This is a genomic window from Streptomyces sp. NPDC051286 (assembly GCF_044455345.1).
Lineage (GTDB): Bacteria > Actinomycetota > Actinomycetes > Streptomycetales > Streptomycetaceae > Streptomyces.
Window position 1 is genome coordinate 1 of the sequence record NZ_JBITER010000016.1, and the last position, 16127, is coordinate 16127.

12 protein-coding genes and 1 pseudogene are annotated in these 16127 nt (G+C 71.4%); 7 read left to right on the forward strand and 6 right to left on the reverse strand.

Annotated elements, in window-relative coordinates:
* Nucleotides 1-151: 151 nt before the first annotated feature.
* Together ACIBB8_RS17940 and ACIBB8_RS17945 are read right to left on the reverse strand one after the other, a co-directional pair.
* Nucleotides 152-532, reverse strand: a complete 381-nt coding sequence (locus ACIBB8_RS17940; RefSeq protein ID WP_398953117.1) for a hypothetical protein — start codon at nt 530-532, stop codon at nt 152-154.
* A 31-nt stretch (nt 533-563) separates the two neighbouring features.
* A pseudogene (locus tag ACIBB8_RS17945) lies at nt 564-714 on the reverse strand (hypothetical protein); the annotation flags it as partial.
* A gap of 191 nt (nt 715-905) precedes the next feature.
* On the opposite strand from ACIBB8_RS17945, the gene ACIBB8_RS17950 reads away from it, so the two are divergent.
* Nucleotides 906-3641: a SpoIIE family protein phosphatase gene (locus tag ACIBB8_RS17950; RefSeq protein ID WP_398953119.1), complete on the forward strand. Its 2736-nt coding sequence runs from the start codon at nt 906-908 to the stop codon at nt 3639-3641.
* A gap of 457 nt (nt 3642-4098) precedes the next feature.
* On the opposite strand, the gene ACIBB8_RS17955 is transcribed toward ACIBB8_RS17950, so the two are convergent.
* Nucleotides 4099-4815: a cupin domain-containing protein gene (locus ACIBB8_RS17955; RefSeq protein ID WP_398953121.1), complete on the reverse strand. Its 717-nt coding sequence runs from the start codon at nt 4813-4815 to the stop codon at nt 4099-4101.
* Between the two features lie 274 nt (nt 4816-5089).
* Here ACIBB8_RS17955 and ACIBB8_RS17960 point away from each other — a divergent pair, with 274 nt between their 5' ends.
* From ACIBB8_RS17960 to ACIBB8_RS17975, 4 genes are all read left to right on the forward strand, one after another.
* Nucleotides 5090-6178: a WD40/YVTN/BNR-like repeat-containing protein gene (locus ACIBB8_RS17960; protein ID WP_398953123.1), complete on the forward strand. Its 1089-nt coding sequence runs from the start codon at nt 5090-5092 to the stop codon at nt 6176-6178.
* Between the two features lie 34 nt (nt 6179-6212).
* The gene (locus tag ACIBB8_RS17965; RefSeq protein WP_358860584.1) at nt 6213-6890 is read left to right on the forward strand and encodes a uracil-DNA glycosylase; all 678 of its coding nucleotides are present in this window, start codon (nt 6213-6215) and stop codon (nt 6888-6890) included.
* A complete protein-coding gene (locus ACIBB8_RS17970) occupies nt 6887-7918 on the forward strand; it encodes an N-acetylglucosamine kinase (RefSeq protein WP_398953125.1) in 1032 nt (343 codons plus the stop codon). The genes ACIBB8_RS17965 and ACIBB8_RS17970 overlap by 4 nt, the downstream gene beginning before the upstream one ends.
* Nucleotides 7919-8037: 119 nt before the next feature.
* Nucleotides 8038-8961 carry a sirohydrochlorin chelatase gene (locus tag ACIBB8_RS17975; RefSeq protein ID WP_398953127.1) on the forward strand — a complete coding sequence of 308 codons (924 nt, stop codon included), beginning with the start codon at nt 8038-8040 and terminating at the stop codon, nt 8959-8961.
* Between the two features lie 100 nt (nt 8962-9061).
* Here the strand turns inward: ACIBB8_RS17975 and ACIBB8_RS17980 are convergent, their stop codons facing one another.
* The 3 genes from ACIBB8_RS17980 to ACIBB8_RS17990 form a co-directional block, all read right to left on the reverse strand.
* On the reverse strand, nt 9062-10117 hold the full coding sequence (locus tag ACIBB8_RS17980; protein ID WP_398953129.1) for a lactonase family protein: 1056 nt from the start codon (nt 10115-10117) through the stop codon (nt 9062-9064).
* Between the two features lie 202 nt (nt 10118-10319).
* On the reverse strand, nt 10320-11834 hold the full coding sequence (locus tag ACIBB8_RS17985) for an FUSC family protein (protein ID WP_398953131.1): 1515 nt from the start codon (nt 11832-11834) through the stop codon (nt 10320-10322).
* A 492-nt stretch (nt 11835-12326) separates the two neighbouring features.
* Nucleotides 12327-13466: an MFS transporter gene (locus ACIBB8_RS17990; protein ID WP_398953380.1), complete on the reverse strand. Its 1140-nt coding sequence runs from the start codon at nt 13464-13466 to the stop codon at nt 12327-12329.
* A gap of 652 nt (nt 13467-14118) precedes the next feature.
* Between ACIBB8_RS17990 and ACIBB8_RS17995 the strand changes: the two genes are divergently transcribed.
* Together ACIBB8_RS17995 and ACIBB8_RS18000 are read left to right on the forward strand one after the other, a co-directional pair.
* Nucleotides 14119-15537, forward strand: a complete 1419-nt coding sequence (locus tag ACIBB8_RS17995; RefSeq protein ID WP_398953133.1) for an APC family permease — start codon at nt 14119-14121, stop codon at nt 15535-15537.
* An 87-nt stretch (nt 15538-15624) separates the two neighbouring features.
* A complete protein-coding gene (locus ACIBB8_RS18000) occupies nt 15625-16110 on the forward strand; it encodes an Lrp/AsnC family transcriptional regulator (RefSeq protein WP_398953135.1) in 486 nt (161 codons plus the stop codon).
* The last annotated feature ends 17 nt before the right edge of the window (nt 16111-16127 follow it).

Sequence of the window (16127 nt, forward strand, 5' to 3'; positions counted from 1 at the left end):
GGTCATGTGGCGGAGCCACCTGTCCTGCGGGGCCGTGCGGCGAGCGTGCGTGCCGGGCGTCGGGGCGCAGGCGGGGAACTCAGAACAGGCCCTGAGGCCCCTCTCTGCTTCGAGAGGGGCCTCATGCACGTCTGCGTCGGTCCTTCAGGGTTCAGCCGCGGCGCCGCAGCGCGATCTCCGCATCGGCGTCGTAACCCTGGGTCCAGCTGCGTCCGGCGCCTGACTTCCAGGTGATGTGGGCCGCGGCCCCGTCGACCCTGACCGCTTCCACGGTCATGGCCCGGTCGCCGTCCCGCACATCGCCGCGACGCAGCTCCCCCGCCTTGACCGTCACGGGTTCAGCCGACTGCGCGCTCTCCACCTCGTCCGCCGCACGAACGAGAGCCGCAGCCAGCTCCCGGGCCCGGGCAGGGGTGAAGATCAGCGAGAACTCCCCCGAAGGACCCGCCGCCCGGACCTCGACCCCACCCGCAACGGGGGTCACGCCCGGGATCGCACCGCGCCCGTCGGTGTCCTCGATCTCACTCTTCATCGCCCTGCTCTCCCCTTGCTCGTCCCCCGGCTCACTTCAGCCGGAGGCTCTCCGGCGGGCCCAGGTAGCTGGGCTTGAGGCCGCCGGTGTCGACCACCAGGTTCTGCAGCACCGCCGCCGTGTGGACCATCCAGAATTTCAGCACACGCACACCGGCTCGGACCGATGTGGTGCACCGTACCGATGAGGGACGTAGACGGGGAAGCTCTCCCGGACGACGACGCGGTCCGGAGCGGTCCGACCTCCTTCCACGCTCCAGCGTCGACGCTTTCACCGAGACGGCCGCGCGTGCTCACAGAAGAAGCCGCAGCCTGACCCGCACCGGCACTACACGTGCGACATTTTGTGCGGACATAGCGGGTAAACAGGAGCTATGGGAGGCTTTGGCAGACATATTTCAAGGCTCCGCCGATCGAACACTGGGCGCTCCCGCACCCTGCTCGGCGTGCGCACCGTGGCCGGGGAAGTCTTGCTGCTGGAGCTGGTGCTCGTGGTGCTGCTCGTCGCCACGGCGGCGTTCTCGCTCGTGGTTCAGGCCCGGCGCGCCGCCGTTCACGAAGCCGAGAGCGGCTCGCACGCCGTCGCCCAAACGTTCGCTCACTCCCCCGGCATCGTGGCGGCGCTGGACAGCCATGATCCCACCGCAGTACTGCAGCCGCTCACTGAGGAAATCCGGAAAACCACCCACGTCGACAGCGTCGTCGTGGCCGACATACACGGCATCCGCATCACACATCGCGATCCCGCACTGATCGGCAAGCATCTCGTCGGCCCGTACAAGGAGGCGGTTCTCGGGCATGGCTTCACCCGTACCTTCACGGGGAGCCGGGGGCCGGCCGTGAACTCGGTGGTGCCCATACCGAGGGCCGACGGTTCGACCGCCGGCCTGGTGTCCGTGGGCATCGCGATCAATGACGTGAACAAAGTGGCCGACCGCGAACTGCCGGTGCTGGTCGGCGCCGCGGTGGCCGCACTTGCCCTCACCTCCGGCGGTGCGGCACTGATCAGCCGACGTCTGCGGCGGCAGACGCATGGCCTCGGCCCCGCCGAGATGACGCGGCTGTACGAGCATCACGACGCGGTGCTGCACTCCGTGCGCGAAGGTGTCCTCATCATCGACGGCGACGGGCGGCTGCTCCTGGCCAACGACGAGGCCCGGCGGCTGCTGGGCCTGCCCGCGAACGCCGAGGGACTTCCGGTGACGGACATCGGCCTGCCTCTTCCCCTCGCGGAACTGCTCGCCTCCGGCCGCAGCGCCTCCGACGAGGTGCGCATGGCCGGCGACCGGCTCCTGGCCGTCAATCTGCGGCCCACCGACGAACATGGCGGACCTGCAGGAACGGTCGCAACCCTGCGGGACACTACGGAACTGGCCGCACTTGCCGACCGGGCCACAGAGGTACGGGAGCGGCTGCTTCTGCTGCACACGGCCAGTGCGCACATCGGTACGACGCTGGATGTGCCCCGGACCGCGGAGGAACTGGCACACGTGGTGGTCCCCCGCTTCGCCGACTTCGCCTCGGTCGACCTCGCCGAGCCCGTGCTGCGCGGTGAGGAACCGTCGATACCGCTCGGCACCGTGCTGGACCTGCGGCGTACAGCTGTGGCAGGCATGCGCGCCGGCCACCCCTTCTACCCGATCGGACGGGTCGTCGGGTTCGTTCCCACCAGCCCGGCGGCCCTGGGACTGATCCGTGGGCACACCAAGCTGGTGCCGGACCTGTCCGCCGAACGGGGCTGGCTGGGGGACGACCCCGAGCGGGCGGCGAGGATCATCGCGTACGGTGTCCACTCCCTGATCTCCGTTCCGCTGCACGCACGCGGTGCGGTCCTGGGCATGGCGAACTTCTGGCGCTCGGAGAATCCGGACCCCTTCGACGAGGACGATCTGACGTTCGCCGAGGAACTGGTCGCCCGGGCGGCCGTCTGTATCGACAACGCCCGCCGCTACACCCGCGAGCACAAGATGGCGGTGACGCTGCAGCGCAGCCTGCTGCCCCGAGGCCTGCCCGAACAAGCTGCTCTCGACGTCGCCTACCGCTATCTGCCGGCTCAGGCGGGGGTGGGCGGTGACTGGTTCGACGTCATTCCGCTGCCCGGTGCCCGCGTCGCCCTGGTCGTCGGTGACGTCGTCGGGCACGGTCTGCACGCCGCCGCGACGATGGGCCGCCTGCGCACGGCGGTCCACAACTTCTCCGCACTGGACCTTCCGGCCGACGAGCTCCTCGCTCGCATCGACGAAGTGGTCGCGCGCATCGACCGGACGGAGAACACCGACGGCGGTCGCGCGGAGATCACGGGGGCCACCTGCCTGTACGCCGTCTATGACCCGGTGACCGGCACCTGCTCCGCCGCCCGGGCCGGTCATCCCGGCCCCGTCCTGGTGCTGCCCGACGGCACGGTGCAGTTCCCCGAGGTACCCGCAGGCCTGCCCCTGGGCATCGGCGGACTGCCCTTCGAGGCGATGGAGCTGTCCCTGCCGGAGGGGAGCCGCATGGTGTTCTACACGGACGGTCTCGTCGAGTCGCGCGAGCGGGACTTCGCCACCGGACTCGACACGATGCGCGAAACGCTGGCCGGACAGCACCGGACTCCGGAGGAGACCTGCGACGACCTGATCTCTGCGCTCCTGCCCACACCTCCGGGTGACGACGCCGTCCTCCTGGTGGCCGCCACCCACATCCTCGCCCCCTCCCGTGTCGGCGAATGGGACGTCGAGCCCGACCCGTCGGCCGTCGCCGGGGTCCGCAAGGACGTGTCCCAGTGGCTCATCGACCGGGGGCTGGAGGAAGAGACCTTCGCCACCGAGCTGATCCTCAGTGAGCTGGTCACCAACGCCATCCGCTACGGCGTCCCTCCCATCCGGGTCCGGATGCTGCACGACCGCGCCCTGATCTGCGAGGTGTCCGACTCCAGCAGCACCGCACCGCATCTGCGCTATGCGTCGACGACGGACGAGGGTGGCCGCGGACTTTATCTCGTCGCCCAGTTCGCCGATCGCTGGGGCACCCGCTATACAGCCGAGGGCAAGGTCATCTGGTCCGAACAGACACCGGGCGCGAGTGGTGCGTCGGCATTCGAGTGGACCGATGAGGCCCTGGGCCTCTGAGCGCGCCACCACCAGAGCCGTCGCCACGCCGTTTGGCACGACCCAGTGCCCCTCCCGGCAGACCTTGCCCCGTCGCACCGGCGGGCACGCACGCTCGCCGCGATGGCCACAAGCCCCGGCAGCTCCTTCCCTAACGGCCTGATCCACTCTCTATCGTGCACCAGGCCGTAAGCCCTCAGCTCCGTTCGAGCAGGGGAGACCCCACCCCAGGACGTCCGGCCGCCTTGCGATCGCACGCACCGGACGATGCCCCTCATGGGGCACACACTGCTGGTCACGGCACTGGCGGACGGAGCGCTGTCCGTCGCGCGGCCGCGGAAGGGCACGCGCGGCAACAACCCCGGCGGGTGCCTCGTATCCACGGTGGTGGACCGGCTTCGCCGGGACCGGTTCCACCTCGGTGGCGGCCGTGCGGAAGCGGTGCCTGGGCCCTTACCGCGCCCGCCGCCACGGACACTCAGCCGCAGTAGACGTCGAGACGGCCGCACATCCCGAACTTTCCGTATGCCGAAGGCTGCTGGGCATGCAAGCAGGCGGCCGCGAGATGGCTGCCGTCCCCCCGTGCCAAGGCGTCCAGTTGGTCGCCGGTTGCCCGGGACGCGGCTGCGGCACCCTGTTCCCAGCGCCCCCGCCAGTCGCGCGTCCGATGCCTCACGAGCGCGGCGGCCGCCCGGTGGAAGGCGGCGAGCGCCTCGGTGTCGCCCGCTTCCGTGGCCCGGCGCAGCGCCAGAAACCCCTGGATGGCGAGGTCGCGGCGGGCACGGGCGGCGCCTTCCTGTTCCGGCACGGAGCCGTCGGCGGGCAGAGCAACGGCCGCGCGATACGTCTCGGGGTCCGTCAGGAAGCGGGGCGGGAGGGTGAGCACGGCGTCGCCCGCCTCGGGCAGTCCGCTGTTCTGCATGAGAACGACGATGCGCAGGTCGTCGTCGTTGACGAGCCGGTGGACCGTGCCGGGGGTGAACCACACCAGCGAACCGGCGGCCAGGGGCGTCTGCCGGAAGCCGGACGCGGTGAGCGTCTGCACCGAGCCCGTGCCCCCGACCACCACATACCCTTCGGAACAGGTGAGATGGAGGTGGGGGGTGCCGCCGCGCAGTCCGTCCTCGGTGGGCCAGTCGTAGACCCTGAGGTGGGAGACGGCCACGGCGCCGGGCAGTCCTTCGAAGGTCTCCACGGGCGCTCCTCGGTCCGGTTCGTCGGCTGTTCGTCGGGGGCCGATCGAGGGCCCACCGAATGGGCAAGCGCTTTCTGCGAGGAAGTTACGGCCCGCCCGGGACGGCGGTCAAGGGTGCCCCGACAATGTCGGCCGCGCCCCGGGGTGCCGGATCGCCGCCCGGCCCCGCACTCGCCGTCCGACCTGTGCAAACGCCTGCTCTGCCCGCCACTGTCAGTGACCGGGTGCAGACTGGCCCGTATCCGTCACAAAGGCGTTTCGGGAGGTGTCGGCGATGCCCGACGTACTGCTCACTGTGGGAACCCGCAAAGGACTCTTCATCGGCCGCAGACGCCGTGGCACATGGGAGTTCGGCGAGCCGCATTTCAACGCGCAGGCGATCTACTCCATCGCCATCGACACCCGCGGGCAGGCCCCCCGGCTGCTGGTCGGCGGGGACAGCGCGCACTGGGGACCCTCGGTGTTCCACTCCGACGATCTGGGCGCGACCTGGGTCGAGCCGAAGCAACCGGCGGTGAAATTCCCCCAGTTCACCGGCGCCTCGCTGGAGCGGGTCTGGCAGCTGCACCCGGCCGGGGCAGAGGCGCCGGATGTCGTGTACGCGGGGACGGAGCCGGCCGCACTGTTCCGCTCCGAGGACCGCGGGGAATCGTTCGAGCTGGTGCGCCCGCTGTGGGAGCATCCGACGCGCTCCAAGTGGGTCCCGGGCGGGGGCGGCGAGGGGCTGCACACGATCCTGACCGATCCGAGGGACGCGCAGGCGGTGACCGTCGCGGTCTCCACGGCCGGGGTGTTCCGCACCAAGGACGGCGGGGCGAGTTGGGCCCCGTCGAACAAGGGGGTGTCGGCGGTCTTCCTGCCGGATCCGAACCCGGAGTTCGGCCAGTGCGTCCACAAAATCACCCGGGATGCGGTCGATCCGGACCGGCTCTACCTCCAGAACCACTGGGGTGTGTTCCGCAGTGACGACTCCGGGGACAACTGGACGGACATCGGCGGGGGGCTTCCCTCCGACTTCGGCTTTGCCGCGGCCGCGCATCCGCACCGGGCGGAGACGGCGTACGTCTTCCCGATCAACGCGGATGCCGACCGCGTGCCGGCCGACCACCGCTGCCGGGTGTTCCGTACGAGTGACGCGGGCAACAGCTGGGAGCCGCTGTCCACCGGACTGCCCGAGGAGACGCATTACGGCACAGTGCTGCGCGACGCCCTCTGTACGGACGACGCCGATCCGGCGGGGGTCTATTTCGGCAATCGCAACGGCGAGGTGTACGCGAGCGGGGACGACGGGGACAGCTGGGAGCAGCTCGCCTCGCACCTGCCGGACGTCCTCTGTGTACGGGCGGCGGTCGTCGGCGGTTGATCACCCCGGTCGTATGAGCAGTAGAGTGCGGCCCGTGGCAGCACGACCGTTGAAAGAAATCATCGAGCCGGGATGGGCGCAGGCCCTGGAACCCGTGGCCGAACGCATCGCCGCGATGGGCGACTTCCTGCGCGCCGAGATCGCCGCGGGGCGCACCTACCTGCCCGCGGGGCAGAATGTGCTCCGGGCGTTCCAGCAGCCGTTCGACGAGGTGCGGGTCCTGATCGTCGGTCAGGACCCCTACCCCACACCGGGACATGCGGTGGGACTGAGTTTCGCCGTCGCGCCGGAGGTCCGGCCGCTGCCGGGCAGCCTGGAGAACATCTACCGGGAGCTTCACACCGACCTGGGGCTGCCCCGGCCGTCCAACGGTGATCTGACGCCCTGGACCCGTCAGGGGGTCCTGCTGCTCAACAGGGCGCTGACCACGGCGCCCCGTAAGCCCGCGGCGCATCGCGGCAAGGGCTGGGAGGAAGTGACCGAGCAGGCGATCCGGGCGCTGGTGGCGCGCGGAACACCGCTGGTGTCCGTCCTGTGGGGGCGTGACGCCCGCAATCTGCGGCCGCTGCTGGGCGACCTCCCGGCGATCGAGTCCTCGCACCCCTCCCCCATGTCCGCGGACCGCGGGTTCTTCGGCTCGCGGCCGTTCAGCCGGGCCAATGAACTGCTGGAGCGCCAGGGCGCACGGCCGGTCGACTGGCAGCTTCCGTGACCGCCGCCACGGGGTCGTACGTCCTCGGAGTGGACTCGGGCGGTTCCGGGCTCCGGGTGGCGCTCGGCGCGATCGGGGCCGAGAAGCCGGTGGCGACGGCGGTCTGCGCCGAGCCGGTGCGGACCGGTCCGGCCGGAATCGATGCCGGACACCTGCTGGAGCAGCTGCTTCCGGCCGTCGACGAGTTGCGGGCGCAGGCCGGGGAGCGAGCGGAGACGGCCGCAGGCTTGTCCGTCGTCGCCGTGGCGATCGGCGCCGCCGGCATGGCGACGCTCGGGGACCAGCTGCGCGCGGAGCTGCCCGCGGCACTGGAGCGGGCACTCGGGGTGCAGCTGCTGGCGCTGGCCGCCGACGCGGTGACGGCGTACGCGGGAGCGGTCGGGCAGCGGCCGGGAGCCGTCGTCGCGGGCGGCACCGGCATGATCGCGCTGGGGACGGATCTGACGAGCTGGCGCCGGGCCGACGGCTGGGGTCATCTCCTCGGCGACAGCGGCGGCGGTGCCTGGATCGGGCGGGCCGGGCTCGACGCGGCGATGCGCGCCCATGACGGGCGGCGCGGCGGTTCGGTCGCCCTACTGGCCCGGCTGGAGGCGGTGTTCGGTCCGGCGCCGGAGCTGCCCGGTCTGCTCTATCCGCGTACCGACCGCCCGGCGCTGCTGGCGTCGTTCGCCCCCGAGGTGGCCGCATGCGCTGGGGACGATCCGGTCGCCGCGGGCATTCTGCGGGACGCCGCCGGTCATATCGCGGAGGCGGCCGCCGCGGTGTGCCCGGAGCGCGGGGCGGCCGACGAGCCGCGCGAAGTGGCCCTGACGGGTGGCTTGTTCCGGATGGGCGATCCACTGCTCGTACCCCTGCGTGAAGAGCTCGCCCGGCAACTGCCGCAGGCGCGGACGGTCCCCGGTTCGGGTGATCCGCTGACTGGTTCGCTGCGCATCGCCGAGGCGATGGCCACCGGTGAGCTGCGGTTGCCGCTCCACCCGACACTGCTGTGCGTACCCGCGTACGGGCCCGGGCGAGGGCGACCGTAAGGGGTGACAGAGCAGGGCAGTTGACCGGTAAGCCATTGATCGGATAAAAGCGGACAGATAACGCCCGACTGGGCCCTCCCCGAACAGTGAGACACCCAAAACCAGTAGCATGCGGCGCCATGAGCACCCCCACTGGGCCCGCTTCCGGCCTGCCTGTACGAATGCCGCGACCTCGCCAGTCCGGACGGCACCGCCGCCCGGAGCCCGTGGTCGCACCCGAGGGCGCTGCCGCGCTCGTTCTCGCTGTTCCCGGTACCCCCTCTTCGGCCACGCGCAGTCTGGCCGAAGAGGTGATCAGCATTGCCCGTTCCGAGCTGCCCGGTCTCCATGCCCGGATCGGTTACCTCGACGGCGACGATGCCGAGTACCCCACGCTCGTCTCCGTACTCGCGGATTCCGCCGCCGAGCGCGTCGCGCGCTTCGAGCAGGCGAAGGCCGCGGGCCGTGAGGCGGCCGAGCCCGAGGGCCCGGCCGCCGTCGTGGTGCCGCTGCTCGCGGGACCGGACAACGCCCTGCTCCGGCGGATACGTCAAGCCGTCATGGACAGCCGTGCGCCGGTCGAGCTGACCGATGTGCTCGGCCCGCACCCGCTGCTCGCCGAGGCGCTGCACGTACGCCTCTCCGAGGCCGGTCTGGCCCGCGCCGACCGCGCCAGGCTGTTCACCGTGGCCACGGCCGCGGACGGGATCGTGCTGGCCACCGTGGGTGGCGAGGAGGCCGTGCAGGCCGCGGGGATCACCGGCATGCTGCTGGCCGCCCGCCTCGCGGTGCCGGTGATGGCCGCTGCTCTCGATGTCGAGGGTTCGGTCGCGTCCATCGCCGACCAGCTGAAGGCCTCCGGTTCGGTGCAACTGGCCGTGGCGCCGTACCTGGTGGGTCCCGAGGTGACCGAGGGGCTGCTGGACGCCGCCGCAAAGGAGGCGGGCTGCGCGACGGCCGAGCCGCTCGGCGCGTACCCGGCGATCGGCAAGCTCGTCCTGTCGCTGTACACGACGGCGCTCGGCATCGCCCCGGTGACGCCGCAGGGGGCCCCGGCCCACTGACCTGATCAGCACGGAGCAGCAGGCCCGTACCGGACGTTCGACCGGTACGGGCCCGCTGTGTCTGCCGTCTCCGGCACCCCGGGGCGGACGGTGGGCCGGGTCAGCCGAAGATCACGCAGGAGGCGGCAGGAGCGGTCAGGGAGCCCGTGTGCCGTGGGATGCCGGTGCTCGGGTCGACGGCGAACCAGCTGACGTTCCCGGACCGCTCATTGGCCGCGTACAGCCACTGCCCGGTGGGGTCGAGGGCGAGATCGCGGGGCCAGTGGCCACCGCAGCTCACGGTCGTGACCAGGGACGCCTTCTCGCCCGTTGCGTCGAGGGTGAGGACGGCGATGCTGTCGTGTCCTCGGTTGGCGGCCCAGAGGAAGCGGCCGTCGCGCGAGACGACGAGCCCGGACGGGTGGACGACCGCGTCCGCGTCGGCGGCCACGTCCTCGGGCACGACGGTCGTTTCGCCGACCGATGCGAGGGTTCCGACGGCGGCTTCCCACCGGCAGACGGTGACGGTCGGTTCGAGCTCGTTCAGGACGTAGGCGTAGGTGCCTGCGGGGTGGAAGGCCAGGTGGCGCGGTCCGGCGCCTGGTCGCAGCGCCGTCTCGTCGTGCAGCTGCAGCGTGCCGGTGCTCGGGTCGAGGGCGCAGATGCGTACGGAGTCGGTTCCGAGGTCCACGCTCAGCACCCAGGCGCCCGACGGGTCAGCGAGCACCTGGTGGGCGTGCGGGGCCTGCTGACGGGCCGGGTGCGGTCCGCTTCCCTCGTGCCGGAACACGGAAGTGGCGGCGTCCAGCGATCCGTCGGCGCACACGGGGAGGGCGGTGACGCTGCCGGAGCCGTAGTTGGCGGTGATCAGGTGTCCGCCGGTCAGTGCGAGGTGGGTGGGTCCGCTGCCGTCCACCGGCCGGATCCCGCCGAGCAGCCGCAGGTCGTCGCCGGTGATGTCGAGGGCGGCGGCCGCGCCGGACTCGGTCTCGCTGACCGTGTAGAGGGTGGTAGAGCCGGGGCCCAGGGCGAGATACGAAGGATCGGGGACGATGTCCGTGGCGCCGAGGACGGTCAGCGCCCCGGTCTCCCGGTCCACGGCCGCGACAGTGACTCCCCGACCGCCCGCCGACGTGAACGACCCTATGTATGCCCGTCCCGCACCGCTGCTGCTCACCGCTTCTGCCCCTCTCCGCCGACTGATCACGACGGCTCGGACCGCCGTGATCTTCCGGGGCGACGGTAGCAGTGCACCCTGCGCGGTCCTGTGCCGTGACCGGCGGTGTATGCCCATGAGGAGCGTCGTCCGGTGTGTGCAGAGCCGGGAGGGGTACTGGACCGGGGCCGTGTCACCACCGCCTGCTGCCGCGGGCCGCAGGTCAGGCCGGGACGAGCGGGGCGCGGGGCGAGGTGCGCAGGGGCGTGGCGAGTTCCGCGAGGGCCCGCTCCAGAGCGTGCAGATGCGCGAGTGCGGCCTCGGCGCCGGGGTGGTGGTGCGGCGCGTGAGCGGGCGCGGCGTTCAGTTCCGTACGGGCGGGTCCCGGCTGCGCCAGGGCGAGCACCGCGGCCTCGACGCGGCGGCAGGCCGCTCCGAGCCGGGCGTCGTGCGAGGCGTCGGGATCGGCGGCGACCGCAGCGAGACCACGCACCTCGCGGACGCACAGGTCGAGCAGGGCGAGGACCTGGCGGGCGCGCGCCTTACGGGCCCGCAGCGGGTTGAGTGGATGCACCAGGGGGGCGAGCGAGAGCCGGACCCGGCCGAGCAGCGCCTCCAGTTCGGTCACCTGCGGACCGGGGTCGGCGGTCGGGGAACCGGCCAGACGGGCGGCAGCCCCGGCGGTGCAGGCGTGCACGCAGCGCAGTGCGCGCTGGATCCAGGCGTCGGTGGTCGCGTGGAGGGTGACGGGCAGTACGAGGAGGACGGCGAGGGTCGAGCTGAGGGCTCCGGCCCCGGTCTCCGTGAGGCGGAGCACGAGCAGCCCCGGATTCAGGACGCCGAGCAGGCCGTACATCAGTCCGGCCATCACGGTCACGAAGAAGACCATCCAGCTGTACGAGACCGCGGCGGTGTAGAAGATGCCGAAAACGCAGACGGCGACGAGGGCCGCGGTGGGGACCGTGTCACCGTGCAGCGGCACGGCGACCAGCAGCCCTGCGGCGATCCCGGCCACCGTGCCGAGGACGCGGCGGAAGCCGCGGACCAGCGTCTCGCCGCGCGAGGCGGTGTTCACGAAGACCCACCAGACGGTGCCGACGGCCCAGTACCAGCGGTCGGCGGACAGCAGCTGCCCGATGCCGAGCGCGAAAGCACTGGCGGCGGTCGCCTGGAGCGCCTGCCGCGTGGTCGTCCGGGCCAGCCCGCGACTGCCCTGGAGTGTGGGTACGACGGGCGTGGGCAGCCCACGTTCGTAGCACCAGGCGCCGAAGCGGACGGCCGAGGCGGTGACGAGCGAGAGTGCGACGGCGGCGTACAGCTCGGGCAGCTGGCCCGGCACGGCGTGCAGGAACTGCGCCATGAAGAACGCCATGAACGCGAAAACCCCCAGGGCGTGCCCGCGGGGACCCCAGCGGCGCGCGTACACGCCCGCACAGACAACGGCGAGGAACGCGGCGTCGCGCGCCAGGGGGTAGTCGTGCAGCGCCGTAGCGAGTGCCAGGACCGGGAATCCGACGACGGGCAGCAGCGCGGTGGTGAGCGCCTGGTCGCGGACCTGGGCGTCGGTGACTGTGAAGAGTGCGAGCAGAGCGGCGAGGCCGCCGGCGACGGTCACGGGAAGCGAGTGACTGACGAGGCCCGAAAGGGTCACGGCCAGACCGATGCCGAGAACGGCCCGGGCCGAGCTGCGCAGCCGCAGCCGCCCCGGGTCCGGAGCCACCAACATCCGCTTCAGCACCGATTACCACTCCCTGTTCTGTCCGGGCATGAAAAAGGCGCCGCGGGATCCGCAGCGCCATCGACTGACCCAATCAGAGCATCTTGCCACCATCTGGCTCAAGTCGAGCTGACACAGTTGAGCCATTGGCGCAGCCCGATGTGTCTTTGATGTGCCAGGTGAGCGCCAATGGACTACGCCCTGGGCAGCCGTCGGGCCGAAGAAAGACCCTCCGGGCGATGCATGCGCCGGCCTCGGCACGGGCGCGCTTCCCGGCGCCGTCCCGCAGCAGGCGCAGACCGTTGAGGCCGACGATCACAGTGGAGCGCCCATGGCCGAGGACACCGAGCGGAAGCGCTCCGGCTCCTGCGTAACTTCGGCCTGGGCACCGGTGAACGCCGGGGCCGCCCGTGGCCGAACTCCTGGAACAGGCCCTCTGCCACGTCGGGCACCTGCGCCTCGGGCTGCGCGACATCCCCCGGGTGGCGGCGGCGCGCTGAACCGCCGGGAAGGTCAGCCGCGCTCCGGGGGTGTGCGGCGGGCACGCAGGAGAAGCGGCAGAACGGCGGTCGCTGCGGCGAGTACCGCGAAGCCCCAGTTCAAGGTGGCGGCACCGGCGACGGCGGCGACCAGCAACGGGCCTCCGGCGTCGCCGATTTCACGTCCGAGTTCGGCCGTTCCCATGGTCTGGCCGAGCCGTTCCCGCGGGGTGGTGCCCGCGAGGGCCGCGAAGCCGAGCGGAGTGATCAGCCCGGTTCCGGCCCCGATCAGCACGGCGGCCGACAGGATGCCGGGCAGGCCGGGCAGCATGGCGGCGACCAGTCCGCACGCGGTGACCAGCAGTCCGGCCGCCAGTCCCCCGCCGGTGCCGAGGCGCCCGTGGTCCAGGGCCCGCCCGGCCCACGGCTGTACGAGCGCGGCGCACAGGGCAAGGACGGAGACGGCCGCGCCGGTGGCCACCGGCGACAGACCGGCAGCCACCCCGGACACCGGCAGGAACCCGACCCCGACGGACAGCGCGGCGGTGGCGGCGGCCAGGGCCGCCACCGGCCGCAGAAAGGCACCGTCGGTCAGCCGCCGGACGAGTCCCAGGACGGTCTGGCGGGTCTTGGGCAGAGGCGGGACGGCAGGTACCGCGAACGCGGCCCACAGGGCGACTGTGGCGGCCAGCGCGGCCAGCACCGCGAACAGCAGCGTCAGGCCGCCGGACCAGACCAGCACGCCGCCGAGCAAGGGGCCTGCGGTGTAGCCGATGCCCTTGAAGAATCCGTACGAGCCGAATGCGCGGCCGTGCCGGGCCTGCGGGCTGAGGCGGGCCACCAGCGCGGAGGCGGCAGGTGAGAACGCGGAGGCGGCCGCGCCCTGTCCGAGGCGGGCGGCCCACAGCCAGCCGGAATCGCGGACCACCCCGAAGACCGCGGAGGTGGCGGCGAACGCGAGGAGCCCGCCGAGCAGCACCGGCCGGGCGCCGATCCGGTCGGCGAGCGTCCCGAACACCGGCTTGAGCACCACCTCGGCCCCGTCGTACAGCGCGAGCAACAGCCCGAGATACAGCACCGAACGCGCCAGACCGGCATCGCCCTGGCCGAGATTGGCCGCGACGCCGTGCGCGCCGAAGGCGGTGGTGAACCCGGCTCCGTACAGCGGCCACATCCGACGCCGCGACCCCGTGGGCAGAAGCCTCGATTCCTGGGCAGGCTCGGGGGTCACGGCTGCCGCCGTACCACGACCCGGTGCCGGGACGACCTCGTCGGCAGCCGCACGATCAGCACCGCCCAGCGCAGCGGGGACGCCGAAGACTCCTCACCCACCGAGCAAACGTAACAGTCGTCACGTCATGAGGAGCGGGCGTCACGTGCTGGGCGCGACCTGCGCCGCGGGCAGCCGGCGACGGTGGGCCGGACCCTCCACGCGCCTCCCAAGGAAAAAATCCGCACAACGTGACCGGTAACACGCTGCGCATCCCGTTGCGGTCCGACCGCGGTTCGCCGCGCTCGAACCCCTCACCGCTGTCTCGGACATCAAAGGCACTAGCGACTACACGCCTTCATTTCGAAGGTCATCAAATAAACGCGGGCGCCGAACCATCAAGTTGCCAATAAGAGGCCAACTCTCAACCAATCTACGAATACCGCCAACCACACCCTTGGCGGCAACGAATTCCGTAGGTATTAGGTGGTTGACGTGACGGATCCCACAGGTTTCCATAACGCGCCGGGAGCAGACGAAACCAACAGCGCAGCAAGCCACGGAGGCGATAGCGCTCCCGCCGTACCCGTCACACCCAGTCGATCGGAACCGCTCCATGACCGACATGCTCAGCCAGCCCGTCACCTCCGGCACCGCACCGGCGGAGGCCGATCCCCACGGCCAGGACGGCCCTCGCACGCTCAAGCGCTCCATCGGCGTCGTCGGAGGAACCCTGCTGACCCTCTCCTGCGTGACGCCCGCATCCACGCTCTTCGTGGTCGTGCCCGACCTGTTCGGCGACCTCGGCTCCGCCACCGCGCTCACCATCGCCATCGGTTCGGTGCTCTGTATCGCAGTGGCGTTCTGTTACTCGGAGCTGGGCACCATGATCCCCAGCGCGGGCGGCGAGTACGCCATGGTCACCACCCTGACCGGTCGGCTGGCCGGGTGGCTGGTGTTCGTCCTGTCCCTGCTGGTCGTGATGATCGTCCCACCCGTGATCGCCATGGGCACGGCGGACTACCTCGCTCCGCTGGTCCACATCCCGGCCGAGGCCGCCGGGGCCGGGGTCATGGTGCTCGCCACCCTGGCCGGTCTGCTGGACCTGCGTGCCAACGCGTGGATCACCGGCGTCTTCCTGGTTCTGGAAGTCATCGCGGCGGCCGTCGTTGCCGTGCTCGGCTTCGCCCACACCGAGCGCGGCGCGGGCAGCCTGATCCATGGTGTGGTCGCGAGCGACAGCGGAGCGTCCCGCCCGGTCACCGCGATGCTGGTCGTCTCGGGTCTGGCCATCGCACTCTTCATCACCCAGGGCTTCTCCACCGCCGTCTACCTCTCCGAGGAGATGGAGAACCCGCGGCGCAACGTCGCCCGCACGGTCCTCGCCACCCTGGCCATCTCGACAGCCGTCATCCTCGTCCCGGTGGTCGCGATCACCATGGGCGCACCCGACCTCGCGGCGCTCACCTCCGGTGACATCAGCGGCATGGTCACTGCCTGGAGCAACTCGGCCGTCGGTACGTTCGTGAGCCTCTGCGTCGCACTCGCGATCATCAACGCGGGCATCGTCATGGTCATCCAGAACTCCCGGGTGCTGTTCGCCTCCGCCCGGGACAAGGCGTGGCCCGAGCCGGTCAACAACGCCCTCGCCCGCCTCGGCCGCTTCGGTTCGCCGTGGGTCGCCACCCTGGTGGTCGGAGTTCCCGGCGCGGCGCTGTGCTTCGTCAACCTGGACACCCTGTACGGCGTGACCGGCGTCTCGGTCACCGGTATGTACCTGCTGGTCGCCGTCGCCGCGCTCGCCGCCCGCCGCACCGACCACAAGGAGCTGCCCGCCTGGCGGATGCCGCTCTGGCCGGCGGTGCCGGTGGCGCTGATGGTCGTACTCGTCTACATCCTCAGCCAGCAGGAGGTCACGTACCTGCTGTGGACCGGCGGCATCATGGCGGCGGCCACCCTCTACTGGGCCTTCTACCTCCGCCCCCGCCCCCACACCCGCTGGCTGGTCACCCTCCCCGAGGATGCCCGTCCCTGACCCCACGTGGACGGGCCCATGCCTGTCCACTGGGCCATTGGTACAGTCGGAGTCCGTATCAGCAGACCAGGAAGAGGCCGACGGACCATGGCGGTGGACGCGCTCGACACCCGCATCCTGCGGCTGCTCATCGAGCAGCCCCGGACCAGCGTGCGGGAGTACGCCCGGATCCTCTCCATCGCCCGGGGCACCGTGCAGGCCCGTATCGACCGGCTGGAGCGGAACGGTGTGATCACCGGTACGGGCCCGGTCCTCTCCCCCGCCGCGCTCGGCCACCCGGTGCTCGCCTTCGTCCATCTGGAGGTCACCCAAGGGCGTCTGGACGAGGTGGGCGAGGCCCTCGCCGCCGTGCCGGAGATCGTCGAGGCGTTCTCGACCACCGGCGGCGGGGATCTGCTGACGCGGGTCGTGGCCCGCGACAACGAGCACCTGGAGGATGTGATCCAGCTGCTGATCCAGCTGCCCGGCGTGGTGCGGACCCGCACCGAAGTGGCCCTGCGCGAGCGGGTTCCGCACCGGCTGCTTCCGTTGGTCCAATCCATCGGCCTCGCCACGGCCGGACCGTCGAACTGATCACCGCCTTGGCATGC

Coding starts and splice junctions, on each gene's coding strand:
- ACIBB8_RS17940 (WP_398953117.1), bottom strand. CDS start 532: ATGAAGAGTGAGATCGAGGACACCGACGGGCGCGGTGCGATCCCGGGC.
- ACIBB8_RS18000 (WP_398953135.1), top strand. CDS start 15,625: ATGGCGGTGGACGCGCTCGACACCCGCATCCTGCGGCTGCTCATCGAG.
- ACIBB8_RS17950 (WP_398953119.1), top strand. CDS start 906: ATGGGAGGCTTTGGCAGACATATTTCAAGGCTCCGCCGATCGAACACT.
- ACIBB8_RS17995 (WP_398953133.1), top strand. CDS start 14,119: ATGACCGACATGCTCAGCCAGCCCGTCACCTCCGGCACCGCACCGGCG.
- ACIBB8_RS17960 (WP_398953123.1), top strand. CDS start 5,090: ATGCCCGACGTACTGCTCACTGTGGGAACCCGCAAAGGACTCTTCATC.
- ACIBB8_RS17990 (WP_398953380.1), bottom strand. CDS start 13,466: ATGTGGCCGCTGTACGGAGCCGGGTTCACCACCGCCTTCGGCGCGCAC.
- ACIBB8_RS17975 (WP_398953127.1), top strand. CDS start 8,038: ATGAGCACCCCCACTGGGCCCGCTTCCGGCCTGCCTGTACGAATGCCG.